Origin of the sequence: Streptomyces sp. NPDC091281, assembly GCF_044757425.1 — a bacterium.
GTDB lineage: Bacteria > Actinomycetota > Actinomycetes > Streptomycetales > Streptomycetaceae > Streptomyces.
The window spans coordinates 272,520-287,279 of the sequence record NZ_JBIVUY010000004.1; the positions used below are offsets into that span (position 1 = coordinate 272,520).

14 protein-coding genes and 2 pseudogenes are annotated in these 14,760 nt (G+C 65.7%); 7 read left to right on the plus strand and 9 right to left on the minus strand.

The genetic code is table 11. The features are described 5' to 3' along the window. Window positions 1–7: 7 nt before the first annotated feature. The 4 genes from ACIQPQ_RS12740 to mscL all read left to right on the plus strand — a co-directional run bounded on the left by ACIQPQ_RS12740 (window position 8) and on the right by mscL (window position 2,952). A complete protein-coding gene (locus tag ACIQPQ_RS12740) occupies window positions 8–349 on the plus strand; it encodes an FmdB family zinc ribbon protein (RefSeq protein WP_401303018.1) in 342 nt (113 codons plus the stop codon). Window positions 350–463: 114 nt separating this feature from the next. Continuing rightward, entirely contained in the window at window positions 464–1,297 is an 834-nt protein-coding gene (locus ACIQPQ_RS12745) for an S-methyl-5'-thioadenosine phosphorylase (RefSeq protein ID WP_401303020.1), read from the plus strand. 392 nt (window positions 1,298–1,689) lie between these two features. Then, complete coding sequence (locus ACIQPQ_RS12750; RefSeq protein WP_401303021.1) at window positions 1,690–2,340, plus strand: hypothetical protein; 651 nt, start codon at window positions 1,690–1,692, stop codon at window positions 2,338–2,340. 138 nt (window positions 2,341–2,478) lie between these two features. Further along, window positions 2,479–2,952, plus strand: a complete 474-nt coding sequence (gene mscL, locus ACIQPQ_RS12755; protein ID WP_401303023.1) for a large conductance mechanosensitive channel protein MscL — start codon at window positions 2,479–2,481, stop codon at window positions 2,950–2,952. 34 nt (window positions 2,953–2,986) lie between these two features. Here the strand turns inward: mscL and ACIQPQ_RS12760 are convergent, their stop codons facing one another. Next, the gene (locus ACIQPQ_RS12760) at window positions 2,987–3,235 is read right to left on the minus strand and encodes a hypothetical protein (protein ID WP_401303025.1); all 249 of its coding nucleotides are present in this window, start codon (window positions 3,233–3,235) and stop codon (window positions 2,987–2,989) included. Window positions 3,236–3,342: 107 nt separating this feature from the next. Here ACIQPQ_RS12760 and ACIQPQ_RS12765 point away from each other — a divergent pair. Next, a pseudogene (locus ACIQPQ_RS12765) lies at window positions 3,343–3,591 on the plus strand (low temperature requirement protein A); the annotation flags it as partial. A gap of 116 nt (window positions 3,592–3,707) precedes the next feature. Here ACIQPQ_RS12765 and ACIQPQ_RS12770 read toward each other — a convergent pair. Together ACIQPQ_RS12770 and ACIQPQ_RS12775 are read right to left on the minus strand one after the other, a co-directional pair. Continuing rightward, window positions 3,708–4,652, minus strand: coding sequence for a hypothetical protein (locus ACIQPQ_RS12770; RefSeq protein ID WP_401303027.1), 945 nt, complete (start codon window positions 4,650–4,652; stop codon window positions 3,708–3,710). A gap of 41 nt (window positions 4,653–4,693) precedes the next feature. Further along, window positions 4,694–5,149 carry an NUDIX domain-containing protein gene (locus ACIQPQ_RS12775; protein ID WP_401303028.1) on the minus strand — a complete coding sequence of 152 codons (456 nt, stop codon included), beginning with the start codon at window positions 5,147–5,149 and terminating at the stop codon, window positions 4,694–4,696. A gap of 875 nt (window positions 5,150–6,024) precedes the next feature. Between ACIQPQ_RS12775 and ACIQPQ_RS12780 the strand changes: the two genes are divergently transcribed. Next, window positions 6,025–7,245: a helix-turn-helix domain-containing protein gene (locus tag ACIQPQ_RS12780; RefSeq protein ID WP_401303030.1), complete on the plus strand. Its 1,221-nt coding sequence runs from the start codon at window positions 6,025–6,027 to the stop codon at window positions 7,243–7,245. Between the two features lie 193 nt (window positions 7,246–7,438). Here the strand turns inward: ACIQPQ_RS12780 and ACIQPQ_RS12785 are convergent, their stop codons facing one another. From ACIQPQ_RS12785 to ACIQPQ_RS12810, 6 genes are all read right to left on the minus strand, one after another. Next, a complete protein-coding gene (locus ACIQPQ_RS12785) occupies window positions 7,439–7,651 on the minus strand; it encodes a hypothetical protein (RefSeq protein WP_401303032.1) in 213 nt (70 codons plus the stop codon). A gap of 573 nt (window positions 7,652–8,224) precedes the next feature. Beyond that, window positions 8,225–8,512 (minus strand): hypothetical protein, encoded by a 288-nt coding sequence (locus ACIQPQ_RS12790; RefSeq protein ID WP_401303033.1) that lies wholly within the window; start codon window positions 8,510–8,512, stop codon window positions 8,225–8,227. 623 nt (window positions 8,513–9,135) lie between these two features. Further along, window positions 9,136–9,615, minus strand: a complete 480-nt coding sequence (locus ACIQPQ_RS12795) for a hypothetical protein (protein ID WP_401303035.1) — start codon at window positions 9,613–9,615, stop codon at window positions 9,136–9,138. Then, window positions 9,615–9,899 carry a hypothetical protein gene (locus tag ACIQPQ_RS12800; protein ID WP_388337103.1) on the minus strand — a complete coding sequence of 95 codons (285 nt, stop codon included), beginning with the start codon at window positions 9,897–9,899 and terminating at the stop codon, window positions 9,615–9,617. Before ACIQPQ_RS12800 ends, ACIQPQ_RS12795 begins: the two co-directional genes overlap by 1 nt. After that, window positions 9,896–10,138, minus strand: a complete 243-nt coding sequence (locus ACIQPQ_RS12805) for a hypothetical protein (protein WP_401303037.1) — start codon at window positions 10,136–10,138, stop codon at window positions 9,896–9,898. The genes ACIQPQ_RS12800 and ACIQPQ_RS12805 overlap by 4 nt, the downstream gene beginning before the upstream one ends. A gap of 1,771 nt (window positions 10,139–11,909) precedes the next feature. Further along, window positions 11,910–13,613: a recombinase family protein gene (locus tag ACIQPQ_RS12810; RefSeq protein WP_401303039.1), complete on the minus strand. Its 1,704-nt coding sequence runs from the start codon at window positions 13,611–13,613 to the stop codon at window positions 11,910–11,912. A 136-nt stretch (window positions 13,614–13,749) separates the two neighbouring features. On the opposite strand from ACIQPQ_RS12810, the pseudogene ACIQPQ_RS12815 reads away from it, so the two are divergent. Then, window positions 13,750–14,748: pseudogene (locus tag ACIQPQ_RS12815) on the plus strand (low temperature requirement protein A); the annotation flags it as partial. Window positions 14,749–14,760 lie beyond the last annotated feature (12 nt).

Below are 14,760 nucleotides of genomic sequence, written 5' to 3' on the forward strand. Positions count from 1 at the left end.
GAAGACAGTGCCGACCTACCAGTACCAGTGCACCGAGTGCGGCGAGGGCCTCGAGGCGGTGCAGAAGTTCACCGACGACGCCCTGACCGTGTGCCCCAACTGCGACGGCCGCCTCAAGAAGGTGTTCTCCGCGGTCGGCATCGTCTTCAAGGGCTCCGGTTTCTACCGCAACGACAGCCGCGGCTCCTCGTCGAGCAGCGCGCCCGCGTCGAAGTCGTCCACGACCTCGACGTCCTCGGACACGAAGTCGTCCACGGCGTCCTCCTCCGGCTCGTCCGGTTCCTCTTCGGGATCGTCGGACGCGAAGTCGTCGAGCAGCTCCTCCTCGGCCGGCACCTCCGCCGCGTAAGCCGTCTTTCCGGGACCCCGCCGTCGTAGACGTACGACGGCGGGGTCCTCGGCGTGTCCGGGCCGCGGGACGGGCCCGCCGGGGCCGCGCGCGGTGCCCGCTACTGTGCGGGCCATGGCGAATACAGAGATCGGCGTGATCGGCGGCTCGGGCTTCTACTCGTTCCTCGACGACGTGACCGAGGTCCAGGTCGACACCCCCTACGGGCCGCCCAGCGACTCCCTCTTCCTCGGCGAGGTCGCGGGCCGACGGGTCGCCTTCCTGCCCCGGCACGGCCGCGGCCACCACCTCCCGCCGCACCGGATCAACTACCGCGCCAACCTGTGGGCCCTGCGGTCCGTCGGAGTCCGCCAGGTCCTCGGCCCCTGCGCGGTGGGCGGCCTGCGGCCCGAGTACGGCCCCGGCACCCTGCTCGTCCCCGACCAGCTCGTCGACCGCACCAAGTCACGGACGGGCACCTACTACGACGGGCTGCCCCTGCCCGACGGCACGGTGCCGAACGTGGTGCACGTGTCGCTCGCCGACCCGTACTGCCCCACCGGGCGCGCGGCGGCGCTGGACGCGGCGCGCGGCCGGCAGTGGGAGGCGGTGGACGGCGGGACACTCGTCGTCATCGAGGGGCCCCGGTTCTCGACCCGCGCCGAGTCGGTCTGGCACCGGTCCCAGGGCTGGTCGGTGGTCGGCATGACCGGACACCCCGAGGCGGCCCTCGCCCGCGAACTCGCCCTCTGCTACACGACGCTGACCCTGGTCACCGACCTGGACGCGGGCGCCGAGACCGGCGAGGGCGTCTCCCACGAGGAGGTCCTCGAAGTGTTCGCGGCGAACGTGGACCGGCTGCGCGGCGTGCTCTTCGACGCGGTGGCCGCGCTGCCGTCGAACGACGCACGGGACTGCCTGTGCGCGGGGGCGCTGGGCGGGATGGAACCGGGGATCGTGTTGCCGTAGCCACCTGCGGGCGGGGAGGGACGGGCAGGGTTGGGCAGGCGAGGTGAATCCCTCGTCCCGCGGCGGGCGGAAGGGCCTCAGGCAAGGCCTGTCCCGGCGGGCGGCAGGCGGCAGGCGGCAGGCGGCAGGCGGCAGGCGGCAGGCGGCAGGCGGCAGGCGGCGGAACCTCTCGTTCGGGTGGCGGAGTTGTCCACAATCCGTGGGCTGTCCACCGGCTCCGACGGGCGGCGGCGGATTCGGTCATCGTGGCGTCACGGGTCACCGCGGTGGCCCGCATCCGAATCCCGATTCCCGATGGCCCATGGCCGCGGACGGCTGCCGATGGCCGTCGACGGCCAAGGTCCGACGGCCGATGTCCCCAGCCCGTTCCCGCACCCCGGTGGTGATGCCGCATGTCCCTCCGTCCGCTGTCCTCCGATCCCCTGTCCCCGCACCGTCTTGCCCTCTCCCTCCCTGTCCCGCCGACCTCCGAGGTGCCTCTGTTCGGTCCGGTACGGGTCCGGGGGGTACGGGGTCTGCCGGGGCGGCTCCTGCGGCGGCGTCGGCGCACGACCGCCGCGGGGCTCGCGATCATGGCCGCCGCGCTGGTGGCGGCGGCGTTCGGCGGTGGTCCGCCGCGCGGCGGACCGGACGGCCGAGCGGGCGGAAGCGCGCCCGACGGCGCGCGGTCGTCGGCGCGCGCCCCTGCCGGAAGCTCTCGCGCCGCCGCGCCGGTCGGGACGACGGTGCGGGCGGCGGTACGGATCGCGGACGCGGCGACCGTGCGGCTGCTGCGGCCCGGAGACCGGGTCGACGTGATCGCCACCGAGCCGTCGGAGGAGGACGGCCGGGCCAGGGTGGTCGCCCGTCGCGCCCTCGTGGCCGAGGTGCCGGACTCAACGACCGCGCGCCCCGGCGGCGTCGAGGCCGCTGACGAGGTCGGGGCGGCCGACGTCACGGTCGTCGGCGGCGGGGCGCTGGTGGTGCTGGCGGTTCCGGGGCCGACCGCGCTGCGGCTGGCCGGCGCGGGCGCGGCCTCCCGGCTGGCGGTGACCCTGTGGTGAACGGAACGGCACGGATTCCGCACGGTTCGGCGTCAAGTCCCTCGATCGAGGTACCGAATTGGACAGGCCCGCGGCACGGTGACGTAGGTTGCGGAGCTGTTTGTTCCACAAGCTGTCCATGCGAGGAGTGTCCCCGAGGTGAGCGAACAGAAGGCAAGCGTCCTGCAAGGCTTCAAGGCCTTCCTGATGCGCGGCAACGTGATCGACCTGGCCGTCGCGGTGGTGATCGGCGCCGCCTTCACGAACATCGTCAACTCGGTGGTGAAGGGCGTCATCAACCCGCTGGTCGGCGCGATCGGCACGCAGAACCTCGACAGCTACAGCTCCTGTCTCCAGGCCCCCTGCAAGGTGAACCCGGACGGCACGGTGGCGAGCGGTGTGCCGATCCTGTGGGGCAGCGTCCTCGGCGCGACGCTGACCTTCGTGATCACGGCCGCGGTGGTCTATTTCCTGATGGTGCTGCCGATGTCGCGCTACCTCGCCAAGCAGGAGGCGCGCCGCAAGGCCAAGGAGAGCACCCAGGAGGTCATCGAGGTGAGCGAGCTGGAGGTGCTCAAGGAGATCCGCGACGCGCTGGTCGCGCAGCGGAACACGGGGCCCGACGGGCGCTGACTCACCCGCGCGGGAGGCTGTGGACCCGCATCGCTCAGAGGTGGTGGGGCGGCTTCTCGTCGAGGAAACGACGCAGGTCGGCGGCGCTGTCGCCGCTCGCCGGGGGGCGTTCGCCCCAGCCGCGGTCGGTGTCGTCCGCGGATTGCTGGTCCAGCGGGTCGTCGAAGACCAGCGCGGGCTTCGGCTTCGGGGCCCGCGCGGCGTCCGCGGTGCGGTCGGACCGGTCCGGTCCGTCCGTCCGGTCGGCGGGGGCGGGGCCGGCGGGTCCGGCGGGGGTGCTCATCCCTCCAGGGTACGGCGGTGCCCGTCCCGTCCGGGGCCCGGTGACGTCCCGCCCGGGACCGGACGCGGACAGCGATTTTCGGCCGCGTATCTGCTGTGCTGGGACCCATGACGACCAGTCCCCCTCCGCAGCCTTCGCCGGGTGTGCCGTCCTCCGCGAAGCCGCTGCGCAAACTGACCGCCCGCGGGCGTGGGGAGGCCCACCGGGTCGCCTCGCCCCTGGAGCTGTTCTTCGACCTCTGTTTCGTCGTCGCCGTGGCGCAGGCGGGCGTGCAACTGGTGCACTCCGTGGCCGAGTCCCACGCGGGCCAGGGCATCGTCGACTACGCGATGATCTTCTTCGCCATCTGGTGGGCGTGAACCAACAGAACAACAGGTTACCGCAGGGCAGTTGACCAGCGCGGATGAACGCAGGAAGCCCCGCCCATGCGCCACGAGGGAACGACGCACGGACGGGGCCGCTTGGGGGCCGCCTAGGCGGTCAAGCCAGGGTCGAAGTAGCCCGGCGTACGGAACAAGCCCGCGAAGGTTCCCGGGCCGTGCCGTTCGTCCAGCCACGTTCCCAGCGTCGTCACGTCGCCGCTGACGATGGCCGCGAGTAGGCGCGTGTGGCACTCGTCCTCTTCCCCAGGGGCGAACTCCCCAAGGAAATGGGAGTACCGCCGATTAACGCCCCTCTCGTAGCCGCTGACAGCCGCCGCGTATCGCGTCTGTTCTTCGCTCTCCGGTACCTCCACCACGCGCCCGGTGTCCTCTTCGGTCAACGTTCCCGTCACGTCCCGGAACGCGAGAGCCCCGAGCGCGTCCGTGGGTGCCTTGATGCCGAACCGCTCGGCCGTCTGCCGGGTGATGGAACGCGCCTCCCTGTCGCACGCGCCTTCCATGACTATTCCGAGATTCCGCGTGTGCGGGGTTCCTCGCTGATCGGTAGCCGAGTAGGACTGCCCCGTTGCGCGCCGGTAGTTGATGCCGTACTGAGTCCGTACTAGCACCCCTGCCACTTCCACGTATCGCCGACGCGAGCCGTAGTGAAGGCAGTCATGCGAATACGCCCGCAGCAGATCGAGCAGGGCCAGGGCGGGACGCTCGGGATTTCGCCGTTCCATCGGCCCGTACATGGTGATGATGGCCACCATTTGAAGGTGCCGGTATCCCTGGTCCGAGTGATGGAATCCACCGAACGCACCAGCGCGTGAGGACTCATGACCAACCAACACGCGGTCATGGGGAAGCATCGCAGCCAGCCCATAACCGGCGTACCGGCGCTTCGCGTTCTCGACGCCCGCATGAAATAGCGTGGTGTCGATTCCCTCGGCCGCCCACCGGCTGAGCATTTCCGACAGGGGCCGGAAGACATGGGCCGGGTGCTTGCCCGTGAGCGACGATGTGTCGGCACGCGTGGCCGCCAGTGCTGCCATTGCCTTAGCGTCACTGACGGATTCATTCGGGGCGAGTTCCGTTAAGTCGGCGCACCCGCCTTGATGAGCTGAATGTGACTCTCTTGCATCCCCTCCGGGAGCGCGTCCGGGCTGAACCATTTCGCCTCCAGAATCTCGAAGCTGTCGAGCTTGAGAGATCCACCCACGCAGAGAGCTTCGTAGGCAATCTCTACGCGGAGCTTGTAGCCGCTGGTCACCTGAACCAGCCGCCCCGGAACGACGTCAAGTCCGGTTTCTTCCCGAACCTCTCGAACAATGGTTTTCGGGAATTCCTCGCTTTTGATCGCGTATCCGGTGGGAAGTCCCCACGGTCGATCAGCGGGCCACATGCGATGCTTTAGAAGCAGAACCTCTCCCGCCTCGTTCCGCACCACGCCCGTCACGCCGATCATGAATTTGGCGTGAGCGAACCACAGGACGCGCCATTGCAGAGGGCCGCGAATGAGTTTCCACACTCGGGCAATGATTCGCTTCATACGCACCCTTTCGATAGGGCAAGCGTTGACGCTTGCTATGCCGGTTCAACCTATGGCGTGAGGTGCGAGTCACGCCCGCACTTCGGTGATGAGGGTTGAAACCCGCCTCCCTCGGGTGCCTCTGCAATCAGCACGGGGGGAGCTGTGCGGCACCATGAGGGAGGCGGGAGTCAGAGGCGGCCTGTAGCGGCCAGCGTGAGAATCGCCGTACTCGACGCGGCGACCGTGAAGACGAACACGGCCCAGCCGAACCGGCGTACGCACTTCACGCGCTGTCCGCGAGGGGCACGCAGTTGGGGCAGTCGTCGGGGTGGAACTGCGACGGGGGATGAGTCGGGCCCGGCAGGTGCACTACCCCAGAGGCCACGTCCAGCGCACCGCCGCACTGATCCCACCAACCGGCTGGAGAGTCCGCATACGGGCTTCCGGGGCTGTCTATGAGGCTGACTAGCTCCGGGGGCGGGAGAGGCCGCGTACGGCGCTGCTGTGGCTTCACGGGGGCAGTCACGCGTGCACGTCCCCGAGGTGTCGCCGCATCCGCACGTTGCAGTCACTGACGCCGCTTGCGTCGCCGTTCGCCTTGGCCCGGTCTCGGTCCTGTGCGATCAGGTCGCAACCGGCGCACCCTGCAACGGGCTTGGGGTCGGGCTCCATCCCGGCCGGGAGGTCTAGGGGCTTCTCCGGGGTCGTCCGCGTCTTGGTCGACATGGTCACCGTTCCGCTCGGTCCGTCTCGTCCGCTGCGTGTGATCCCTCAGAGAAACGCCACTGCGGGCCATGCACCACAGCAGAAAGGCCGCACTCCTGCCGCACCCTGGCCGCACTGGATACGCTGACCAGGGCAGACGGGCATTCCCCGAGAGGAGACCGGCCACAATGACCAGCAGGCGGCGGAGGTTGGCGGAGCGCCGGAAAACGTGCGGGTACAACCAAGAGGAATTCGCGGAAGCGGTCGGCGTCGATCGTTCAACAGTTCAGCGCTGGGAAGGCGGAAAGACCGATCCCCAACCCTGGCAACGACCGAGGATCGCAAAGGCGCTGGCCGTCACGTCGGCCGAACTCGACGCGCTGCTAGTCCCGGACGCGTACGCCCCGCCGCAGTCGCGCACCGCTTGGCTTTCTGACATGCCGTCAGATAGTGATGACGAATTTGATGCGCTCGAATTGGCGCGGCGCGTATCCGCTAGCGACGTAGGCAAGGAAACACTGAGCCGACTAGAACACGCATTCGATGAACTGGCAATGAAATACCCGATGTCGCCGCCACAAGACTTGCTCGAAAGAGTAAGAAAGCATTCCGCTTACGTCTCACATCTCATGGATGCACGCATGACCCTCGCGGAGCAACGCCGCCTTTACGTGGTCGGCGGATGGTTCCAACTCTTGGGGGCCACGCTGCATATCGACCTGAAACAGGAACACGCAGCGACAGCCCGTTTGCAGACAGCGGCCACCCTCGCACAGCACGCAGACCACCGAGAAATTGAGGCGTGGTGTTACGAGACTGATGCTTGGCGAGTGCTAACGGATGGCGAGTATGCCCGTGCACTAGAACTCTCCCAGGTCGCACAACAATTGGCACCGGCCGGTACCTCGGCTGCAATCCAAGCAACAGCGCAAGAGGGGCGGGCGAGAGCCCGACTCGGGGAAGGGGCGGATACGTACGCGGCAATAGATCGAGTTCAGCGCATGGCGTCCGCAATGGTCCCACGCATGGGTACCGAGCATCACTACCAATACGACCCCGGTAAGGCATTGGCCTACACAGCAACAACGCTGGCATGGGTCGGAGATCCCGCAGCAGAGGACTATGCGCGACAGGTAATCGCGCGACTCGCCCCCGCTGACGATGTGGAGAAATGGCCGCGACGGGTGGCGTCCGCGAACATTGATTTGGCCCTGGCATTGCTCGGCGGTGACCGCCTAGATGAGGCGTGCAACGCGGCCCAGCGAGCCATACTCTCCGGTCGCATCGTTCCGTCAAATCACTGGCGTGCGCTGGAAGTCGTTAAGGCTGTTGAGCGGCGACAGCTCCCGGAAGCGCCAGACCTGCGAGAGGCGTACCAGGGATTGAAAGCACTTCCGAGCGGGAGCTAGAGGCCATGCCTTAGCCGGATCGCCTACGATTCAAAGGCAGCTAAAATCCTTGGGGGAACTGGCCGAGACAAGCCCCAATCCCCCAGCCGGCCAGAATGCCCACCTTTCTTTCGAAGGCGCACTAAAAACACAGAAAGCCCCGCACCGGCCACCGATAAGGCAGCGGGTGCGGGGCAAGCACCTAGGAACGTTCCTAGGTGGAAGGCAGCCGACGCTTGCGCCGTGCTTCCTGGTATTCGCGTACGAGGTAGGCGGGTATCCCGGCATAGCGGATGTTGTCGAAAGCCTGCATTCGGGACCTGCGCCTGCGGTCCTCTATCGCTTCCCGTTCTCGATACTTGCGCCGTGCCGCTGCCATTTGCTCAGCCCATCCGGCCGCCTCGGCGCGAAATTCATCGTCAATCATCGGTCAATTCCTCTCAATGCAGCAGTGTAGGGCCGGGCATTTCGCCCCGCAGAAACGCTCTGATTAGCCATCACAGGTTTTTCCCTCCCTGCCGCGCCGCATTTGGGTGGGAGGGGAGGCACCCCCCACCCCCAGGGGTCAGAACGGCGGCACATCATCGAACCGACCACGCTGCACACGCTGTTCCGCCTCGCGCTGCGAACGACGCTCAGCGAGGAATCCGCCCGGCTCGCGAATAGGTCGCTCCTTGGCATCACATGCCTTGCACAATGGCCGAAGGTGCGTCACGGCATCAGGGTTGGCCTCACCCCTCGCTATCAAGTCACGTCGACTGATCGGCCAATGGTCAGCTACCTGCGCCCGTTGTCCGCAGAGAACGCACCAAGGATTGCGGTAGATAAACCTTGGCTGCACGCGCTCACGCCAGTCACGGCCGTACGAACTACCGCCCCGATTCCCTCGCTGTGCTGCTCGCTGCTTTGAATGCTCAGCGCACGCGCCGTCTCTACCGCGCACCAACTCGGGGCACCCAGGCTGAGAACATGGACGGGGTGGCTTACTCGGCATGGGGGCTCACACTCCAAAGGGCGGGCAGGTAATCGCGCTGAACAATTCCTCATCCGTGAGTCCCTGCATTTCCTCTACGGCGTCCATCTCTTGCTGTATGTCGTCCAGTTCGTACAGGTCATCCAAGGCGGCGAGGATCACGTCATGGATTGCCTGAACGAGTTGTGCGGCTCTTTCGGAATCAGCGTTTCCCTCAACGAGCATGGCCCGGATTTCGTCGGCATAGCCGTGCGCATAACCCAAGGATTGGGTCAGAGACTCAGCGTGCGAGGGGGCACTTTCGTCAGCCAGCATGGGGCAACTCCTTCGCTCGGGCACACGCGGCAGGGAACCGGCTACAGGGGAAAACCGCAGGTCAGAAAACCAATGGATTCCGGCCGGCGTGGGGTGTGATCTTGCAACAGCGAACGGGCCGTGCCACGGGGCAAATGGCACGGCCACAGCGCTACACGGGCGGGATAGCCGGTGGATTAATCGGGTTACCCGCAGCGTCCCGAGGGGTCACATCGAATGCCACTCGCTCACCGTGTCGGGCCCCGCCGTACACGCGCACATACTCAACACCCCGCCGCATAACGGAACCGGTATAACCAGCGGGCACCGAATCGGCCCATGCCGGGGAACCATCGGGCAGGCGGGGGAAGTGCGGGTAATCGCCATTCGGGCCAGGGTCTAGAGAATCCTGGGGCATTACGGCACCCACTTAGGGATAGGCAACAGCGGAGGGCGACCATGGTCTAGGCAATGGGCCGCCGAAGACTCGATGTAATACAGCTCGCCGGTCAGCGCTCGGGCATAACGAATCGGGTTGCTGTTCTCGTCGGTCGGCTGCACAGGATTGCCGAATGCGTCGCGCGGCCAGTTCGGGTAAACACCCGCCGAACCAGGGTCAAGCAGGTTGTCAGCAGTGGTCGTCATTACACGCCACCGCCCACGAGCCACTTAGAGTCAAGCTCATCCGCCAAGTCGGCAGCGTGAAGACTGGCAGCGCGGGAAATCGCCTCTTCCAGCCGATCCGCAATCATCATGTCGCGGTCGCTTAGATGGCTGGCAAAGCCTCCCATCGGGTGCTCACCATGCAACCGGAAATACGCGCTCCGTGCGTGCTCTCGAACGGCATTCCGCTTAGCGCGCTCCACCCAGAAAACGGCCACAGCCGCGATCGGGTCGGTTCCCTCGTACACAGCGTCACTCGCGGACTTATTGCCCGACTCCTGTAGGTCAGCGTCGAGCCGTTCCCACTGCGCCAGAAACTCAGCATCTAGATCACGCTGCTTTGCCTCGCGCTCAGCAGCGATCTGCTCGGCCTTATCAGCGTCGGCCGCCTCCAGGGCCGCTAGCTCCTGCGCCGCCTTTTCAGCGACAGCACGGGCCTTCTGTAGCTTCGCGTCAGTCATCAGGCGTTGCCTCCGAGGTTCTTGTAAGCGGCTGCAATTCGATCCCCACCCGTCGAGTCAGCAGGGCCGGAAACGTCGCGGCCGGAAGCGGCAGCAGCCTTCTTGCCGTCCTGGTAGTAACCCAGCGCCATACGCGACTCAGGGCTAAGAGATCCGCCACTAGACGCAAGTGCGGCGGCATTCTCCATTGCAGTGCTGTAGTTCCAGGACTCGGCACGAGCGCGCAGAATGCTTGCAATGGCCGCGTCGGTCATCCCAGAATCAATGTGATCGCGGTTGGTCATAAATCCTCCTTGATAGCGAGACCAGCGAAATAGCCTCGCCGGTCAGTTTGGAAGTACGGGTATCCAGCACCGGCAACGAGCCGCACGAGCGATCCCATAGGCACCGGGCCGACACCGTTTTGCCCTGCCCACCGATTCACGGCGACAGATAGAGCGCGCTCCTCGACATAGCGGCCGTCCTGAGTGGCCGCACGCAAAGCATTGAAAACGACAGCGCGATATGCGGCATCGACGTCCATTGCGGAACCTCCAGGTACGAAAAAAGCCCCCTCGCCCGGTCTCCTTTACAGACCAAGCGAGGGGGCTAACCAGCGAGCGTCACGCCGTCCATGCGTGCGTGAATACAACTCGCCGAAGATTAGGGGAATGCGGGTAAAGGCCGCATGTGACAGCACCTAGGAACGTTCCTAGGTGGTGGTAACCGGTCAGGGGGCATGTGGCGATCCCGCCTGACCAGTCATCACCGGGTGACAGGTATCCGGCTGTCCGAACTCCAGAGAGTGAGCTGGTTTAGCGCGAGGATCGGAAAAGCCACGAAAGGCGAACTGCGCAGGCCAAGCGTTACGAATTCGATACCCGAGCCGGCTCGGACCCTCAGCGCCTTTCTAAGCGCCTCACGGGAACGCCTTGACGTAGAACTACAGCGGGCCGGTAAACGCCGCTCAGGGAGCCGCACAGGGCCTTTAACTAGGCCGCACGCCTCCGCTGTCGATAAGCCTTTTGCTTGTGAGCGTTCGAGCAGTAGCGGCGCGCGCGGCCGGACCCATCCCAACCGGCGCTGTTCTCGCACTCGTCCAGTTCGCAGACAGCTTCCCAGCGGGACTCTTCCGCCTCCGCCCTTGCCCGCTCGGCGCACTCCTCGGAACAGAATCGCTGACGGCTGTTCTTGGGGTCGTACGCGTCTCCACAGCGCTCGCAGTCACGACCCAATAGCTTCGCCTCGCATTCAGCGGCCGTCAGCTTGCGTGCGCGCTTCCGAGCCTGCCTACAGGCATTCGAACAGACGACTTCCTGTCGGCCGGTTAGGGCGGTGTCGCAGACCTCGCAGCGAGGATCGCCGAAAATCAAGGGCAGGTCGCTCCTTCCAAGGGGGTGTTACGTTGCGGCATGTAGTTGTACCTAGTTCCCGTATTACTAGTAGGACTCCTATAGGTATATCTAGAATGTAGTTCACTTCTACACAAACTACATTTCTAGAGTTTCTGAATTAGCTCCCCCACGCTCCTCGCTGCTCCCGCTGCTTCCTGGCTCGGTACTTCGCCCGGTCCCGACAGCGAGTCGAGCAATACAGCGCAGGGCGGCCTATTCCCTTGTCAGGCACGGGGTTAGAGCAATCCGGCCCGGCGCAGCCACCAGCGGGGAACAGCACGGACTCAACGAGATTTAGAGCCTCGCGTATCTGCGCGTGGACCGCTTCCGCTGTCGGGTGGTCCGTTCCGATCGCTTTCCATGCTGTAGCTTCGGCGCGCCGGAGGACTCCCCGTATTTCCTCGTAACCCGGATTCGACATGTTTTCGTTTCCTCTTTAATCCCCGCAAGGGGTTCGACTCCTCCTCGAAACTCCCCGTAACGACCGGGGCAGTTCCCTGATATTCCTTAAAGTCACCCAAAGAGAACCCCCGCCATCGCTGACGGGGGTGTCTTCTAGGCCGCTTCCGCGATAAGCAGCGCGAGGCGGGCCGCCTGTAGGTCCGGGGAGTTACCCAGGTTCTTTCGGAACGCGCGCACGAGTCGGCCGCGCTTGGTGCCTCTCTCGCTGGCCCATGCGTTCATGCGCACGCTCAGCGTTTCGAGATCAAGCGTGTTCGTAAGGGGCACGGCGCAACCTCTCTGTCGTCTCTCCTGTTGCGTGGCTTCCAGAGAGGGAGTTGGTTAAGCAGGAGTTTTCTGACGCACCGTCAGATACGCCTAGGCCGTGGGGACTGGAAGCTCTGTACGCCCGGCTGCGGGCACGAGAAAGCCCCGGCGGGAAAATCCCTCACCGGGGCTCTCAGCAGCTCTCAGGGCGTCTTACGCGGCCTCTGCTGCCTTACTGCGCTGGCGGGTCCGCTCCACGAGATCCATTGCCTTGTCGATGGCGGCCAGCGCTGCCGGGTCCTTCTCGTCCCGCCACTCGACCACCAGCCGGTCAAGGATCGGCGTCCGGTCGCCCTTGTACTTGGCCGGGGTGATCGTGACCGACTTGACGGCCGCTTTCAGGAGAGCGCGCCGCCCCTCGATTCCCTCGCTGTCCCAAATCGCCGTCAGCGCCTCGGGGTCCATGAGCGGGGAGAGGTCCGCTTCCTTGGTCAGTTCGGCCAACTCCGCCTTAAGTTCGGAGATTTGGGCGGCGACCATTTCGCGCAGACTCTCGAACTGTTCTTCGGTCATCTTCTGGAGTACGAAGAACTCCTTTTGCAGCTTCATTTCCCGGCCGACGGCACTTTCCAGGACAGCGGACACCTGACGCTTACGCGCTTCCTTGGCCGGGTCCTGGTAGTTGAGCCAGCGCCGAGCGATGTTCTGAATGGTGTCCGAGTCGGGCGACAGGCTGAGAATGTGCCTAGTCCAGAGTTCCGCCATTGCGGTGTCCACCCGCTCCCTCTGAGTGGCCGCACCCTGGCAAACGGACTTCCCCAGCATGGCCCGATTCCGGCAGTTGTAGTTCCGCCCGCCGTTTCCGAGGGGGCCGCCGCAGTGAGGGCACTTAAACAGTCCGCTCATGATGGTGACCGGCTGACGGACACCCCGCCGCTTGTCCCCGATCGCAGAACCAGACGCAGCGCGGGACCGACCGGAGATCAACGCGTTGATCTTCACGAACTCGTCGTAGGTGACGACCCCCTGACCACAGGAGATCGGATTGCCCTTGGCGTCCCTCAACGGCTCGATGCTGCGGAAATACTTGTCGATTGGGTTCCCGTTGTCGTCCGTCGCGCGTTCACGGTTCGGAATGAGACCGGCCCAACTGACGGACTTGGCAAGGTGGATGATCGTCTGAGCCCGCCACATAGCACCCTTACGTGTCCGCTTCCCTTCCTTGTTTAGCATGTCCGCGATCTTTGCGGGCACCATGGCAGCGAGCAGGCATTCAGCGATCCGGCGCGCTGTCGGGTATTCGCTGGCAAGGTGACGCAGCTTCCCCGTTCCCTTGGGGCATTCGAGACCGTACGGGGTGACTCCTCCCGGCCAACGTCCCTCGGCCTTATGTGCATCGATACCGAGCTTGGTGAACTCGGCAATGTCCTTTGCCTGATCCCGTGCTTGCTCCGAGAGAAATCCCAGAACGGTTCGGGAGTACCGCGAATCCAGGTGCTCGGCCACAAGGTAGATGCGCGCCTGTTGTTCCTCGAACGTGTCCAGCAACAGCCCAACCTGCCCCATACCCCGGCGGGAAAGTCGGGAGGTCTTGAACACGTACAGCGTCTTTGAGAGGCCGTCCACGATCGCCGCCGTGGACTTCTCGAATTCCTCTCGCCGGACGTACGCCTTGCTGGCCGACTTCTGTTCAAACCACACGTGCCGGACCCTGATTTTGTCGCGGTCGGCCTGCGCGCACATCTGCCGGACCATGCTTTTCAGCACTGAGAGCGTGTCCTTTTTCTTGGACCGCCGGACGTACATCTCTGCCAGCGTCGCCGGGTCACCCGTGTAGACATCCCAGAGTCCGAGTTCCTTGAGTTCGTCGTCCTCGAATCCGAGAGCCTTGAGGGCGTGGTAGTCGTCCCGTTCCATCTGTCATCCGTTCGCCGAAGTCGTACCGCCCTCGGCTTGGGGTCCTGCCTCACTGCCCGCCGTGGGTCCTACGGACCGCAGAGGGAGTGGGTTAATAACCCCAGGTCAGAGCGGTGTTGCTCCGTTGGCTCACGGGTGGGCGTGGATGAACTTCACCTGGTTCGCCTCGGCGTACGACAACGACGACGTGCTGTACCGGGTGGTGACCCTGGTGCAGATCGCGGGCGTCCTGGTGCTGGCCGCGGGGGTGTCCCGGGCGGTGGAGGAGCACGAGTTCCTCGCCGTCTGGCTCGGCTACCTGATCATGCGGCTGGCCCTGACCACCCAGTGGCTACGGGTCGCGCGCTCCACCTCGGGCGCGGAGCGGACGACGGCGCTGCGGTACGCGGGCGGGGTGGCGCTGTGCCAGGTCGGCTGGCTGGGGCTGCTGATCCTGCCCGAGGGCGGCCGGGGGTGGCTGTTCCTGGTGATGGCCCTGCTGGAGATGTGTGTGCCGCTGTACGCGGAGAAGGGGCACATGACGGCCTGGCACCCGCACCACATCGCGGAGCGGTACGGCCTGTTCACGATCATCGTGCTCGGCGAGACGATCGCCGCGGCGACGGTCGCCGTGAAGTCCGGTGTCGACGAGAGCGACGAACTGGGCACCCTGCTGCCGATCGCGGCGGGCGGCCTGCTGATCGTCTTCGCCGCCTGGTGGATCTACTTCGTGGTCCCCGTCCACGGCCGGCTGCGCTCCAACCGGGAGGCGTTCCGCTGGGGATACGGCCACTACCTGGTGTTCGCCTCCGCCGCCGCGATCGGCGCGGGGATGGAGGTGGCGGTCGAGCAGGCCATCGGGGAGGCGCACCTGTCGACGCTGTCGGCGTCGGCGGCGGTGACCCTGCCGACGGCGCTGTACCTGCTCACCGTGTGGCTGCTGCACGCCCGGCACTTCAAGATGGGCATCGCGCAGCAGGCGGTCCTGCCCGCCACGGCGCTGCTGGTGATCTGCTGCACGTTCCTCGGGCACTGGGCGGTCCTCGTGGCCGGGGTGGTGTGCGCGCTGGCGGTGGCCGTCGGGACCGTGCTGACGGCGCGGACGGCGGGACGGGCGACCAGGACCGGAGGACCCGCCACGACCGGCTCGGCCTGACCACGCGCCCCC

Bases quoted from the DNA above. Each gene is read 5' to 3' on its own strand.
- ACIQPQ_RS12805 (WP_401303037.1), bottom strand. From the start codon at position 10,138: ATGGACGTCGATGCCGCATATCGCGCTGTCGTTTTCAATGCTTTGCGT.
- ACIQPQ_RS12750 (WP_401303021.1), top strand. From the start codon at position 1,690: ATGTCCCTCCGTCCGCTGTCCTCCGATCCCCTGTCCCCGCACCGTCTT.
- ACIQPQ_RS12790 (WP_401303033.1), bottom strand. From the start codon at position 8,512: ATGCTGGCTGACGAAAGTGCCCCCTCGCACGCTGAGTCTCTGACCCAA.
- ACIQPQ_RS12785 (WP_401303032.1), bottom strand. From the start codon at position 7,651: ATGATTGACGATGAATTTCGCGCCGAGGCGGCCGGATGGGCTGAGCAA.
- ACIQPQ_RS12760 (WP_401303025.1), bottom strand. From the start codon at position 3,235: ATGAGCACCCCCGCCGGACCCGCCGGCCCCGCCCCCGCCGACCGGACG.
- ACIQPQ_RS12795 (WP_401303035.1), bottom strand. From the start codon at position 9,615: ATGACTGACGCGAAGCTACAGAAGGCCCGTGCTGTCGCTGAAAAGGCG.
- ACIQPQ_RS12780 (WP_401303030.1), top strand. From the start codon at position 6,025: ATGACCAGCAGGCGGCGGAGGTTGGCGGAGCGCCGGAAAACGTGCGGG.
- ACIQPQ_RS12775 (WP_401303028.1), bottom strand. From the start codon at position 5,149: ATGAAGCGAATCATTGCCCGAGTGTGGAAACTCATTCGCGGCCCTCTG.
- ACIQPQ_RS12810 (WP_401303039.1), bottom strand. From the start codon at position 13,613: ATGGAACGGGACGACTACCACGCCCTCAAGGCTCTCGGATTCGAGGAC.
- ACIQPQ_RS12745 (WP_401303020.1), top strand. From the start codon at position 464: ATGGCGAATACAGAGATCGGCGTGATCGGCGGCTCGGGCTTCTACTCG.
- ACIQPQ_RS12770 (WP_401303027.1), bottom strand. From the start codon at position 4,652: ATGGCAGCACTGGCGGCCACGCGTGCCGACACATCGTCGCTCACGGGC.
- ACIQPQ_RS12800 (WP_388337103.1), bottom strand. From the start codon at position 9,899: ATGACCAACCGCGATCACATTGATTCTGGGATGACCGACGCGGCCATT.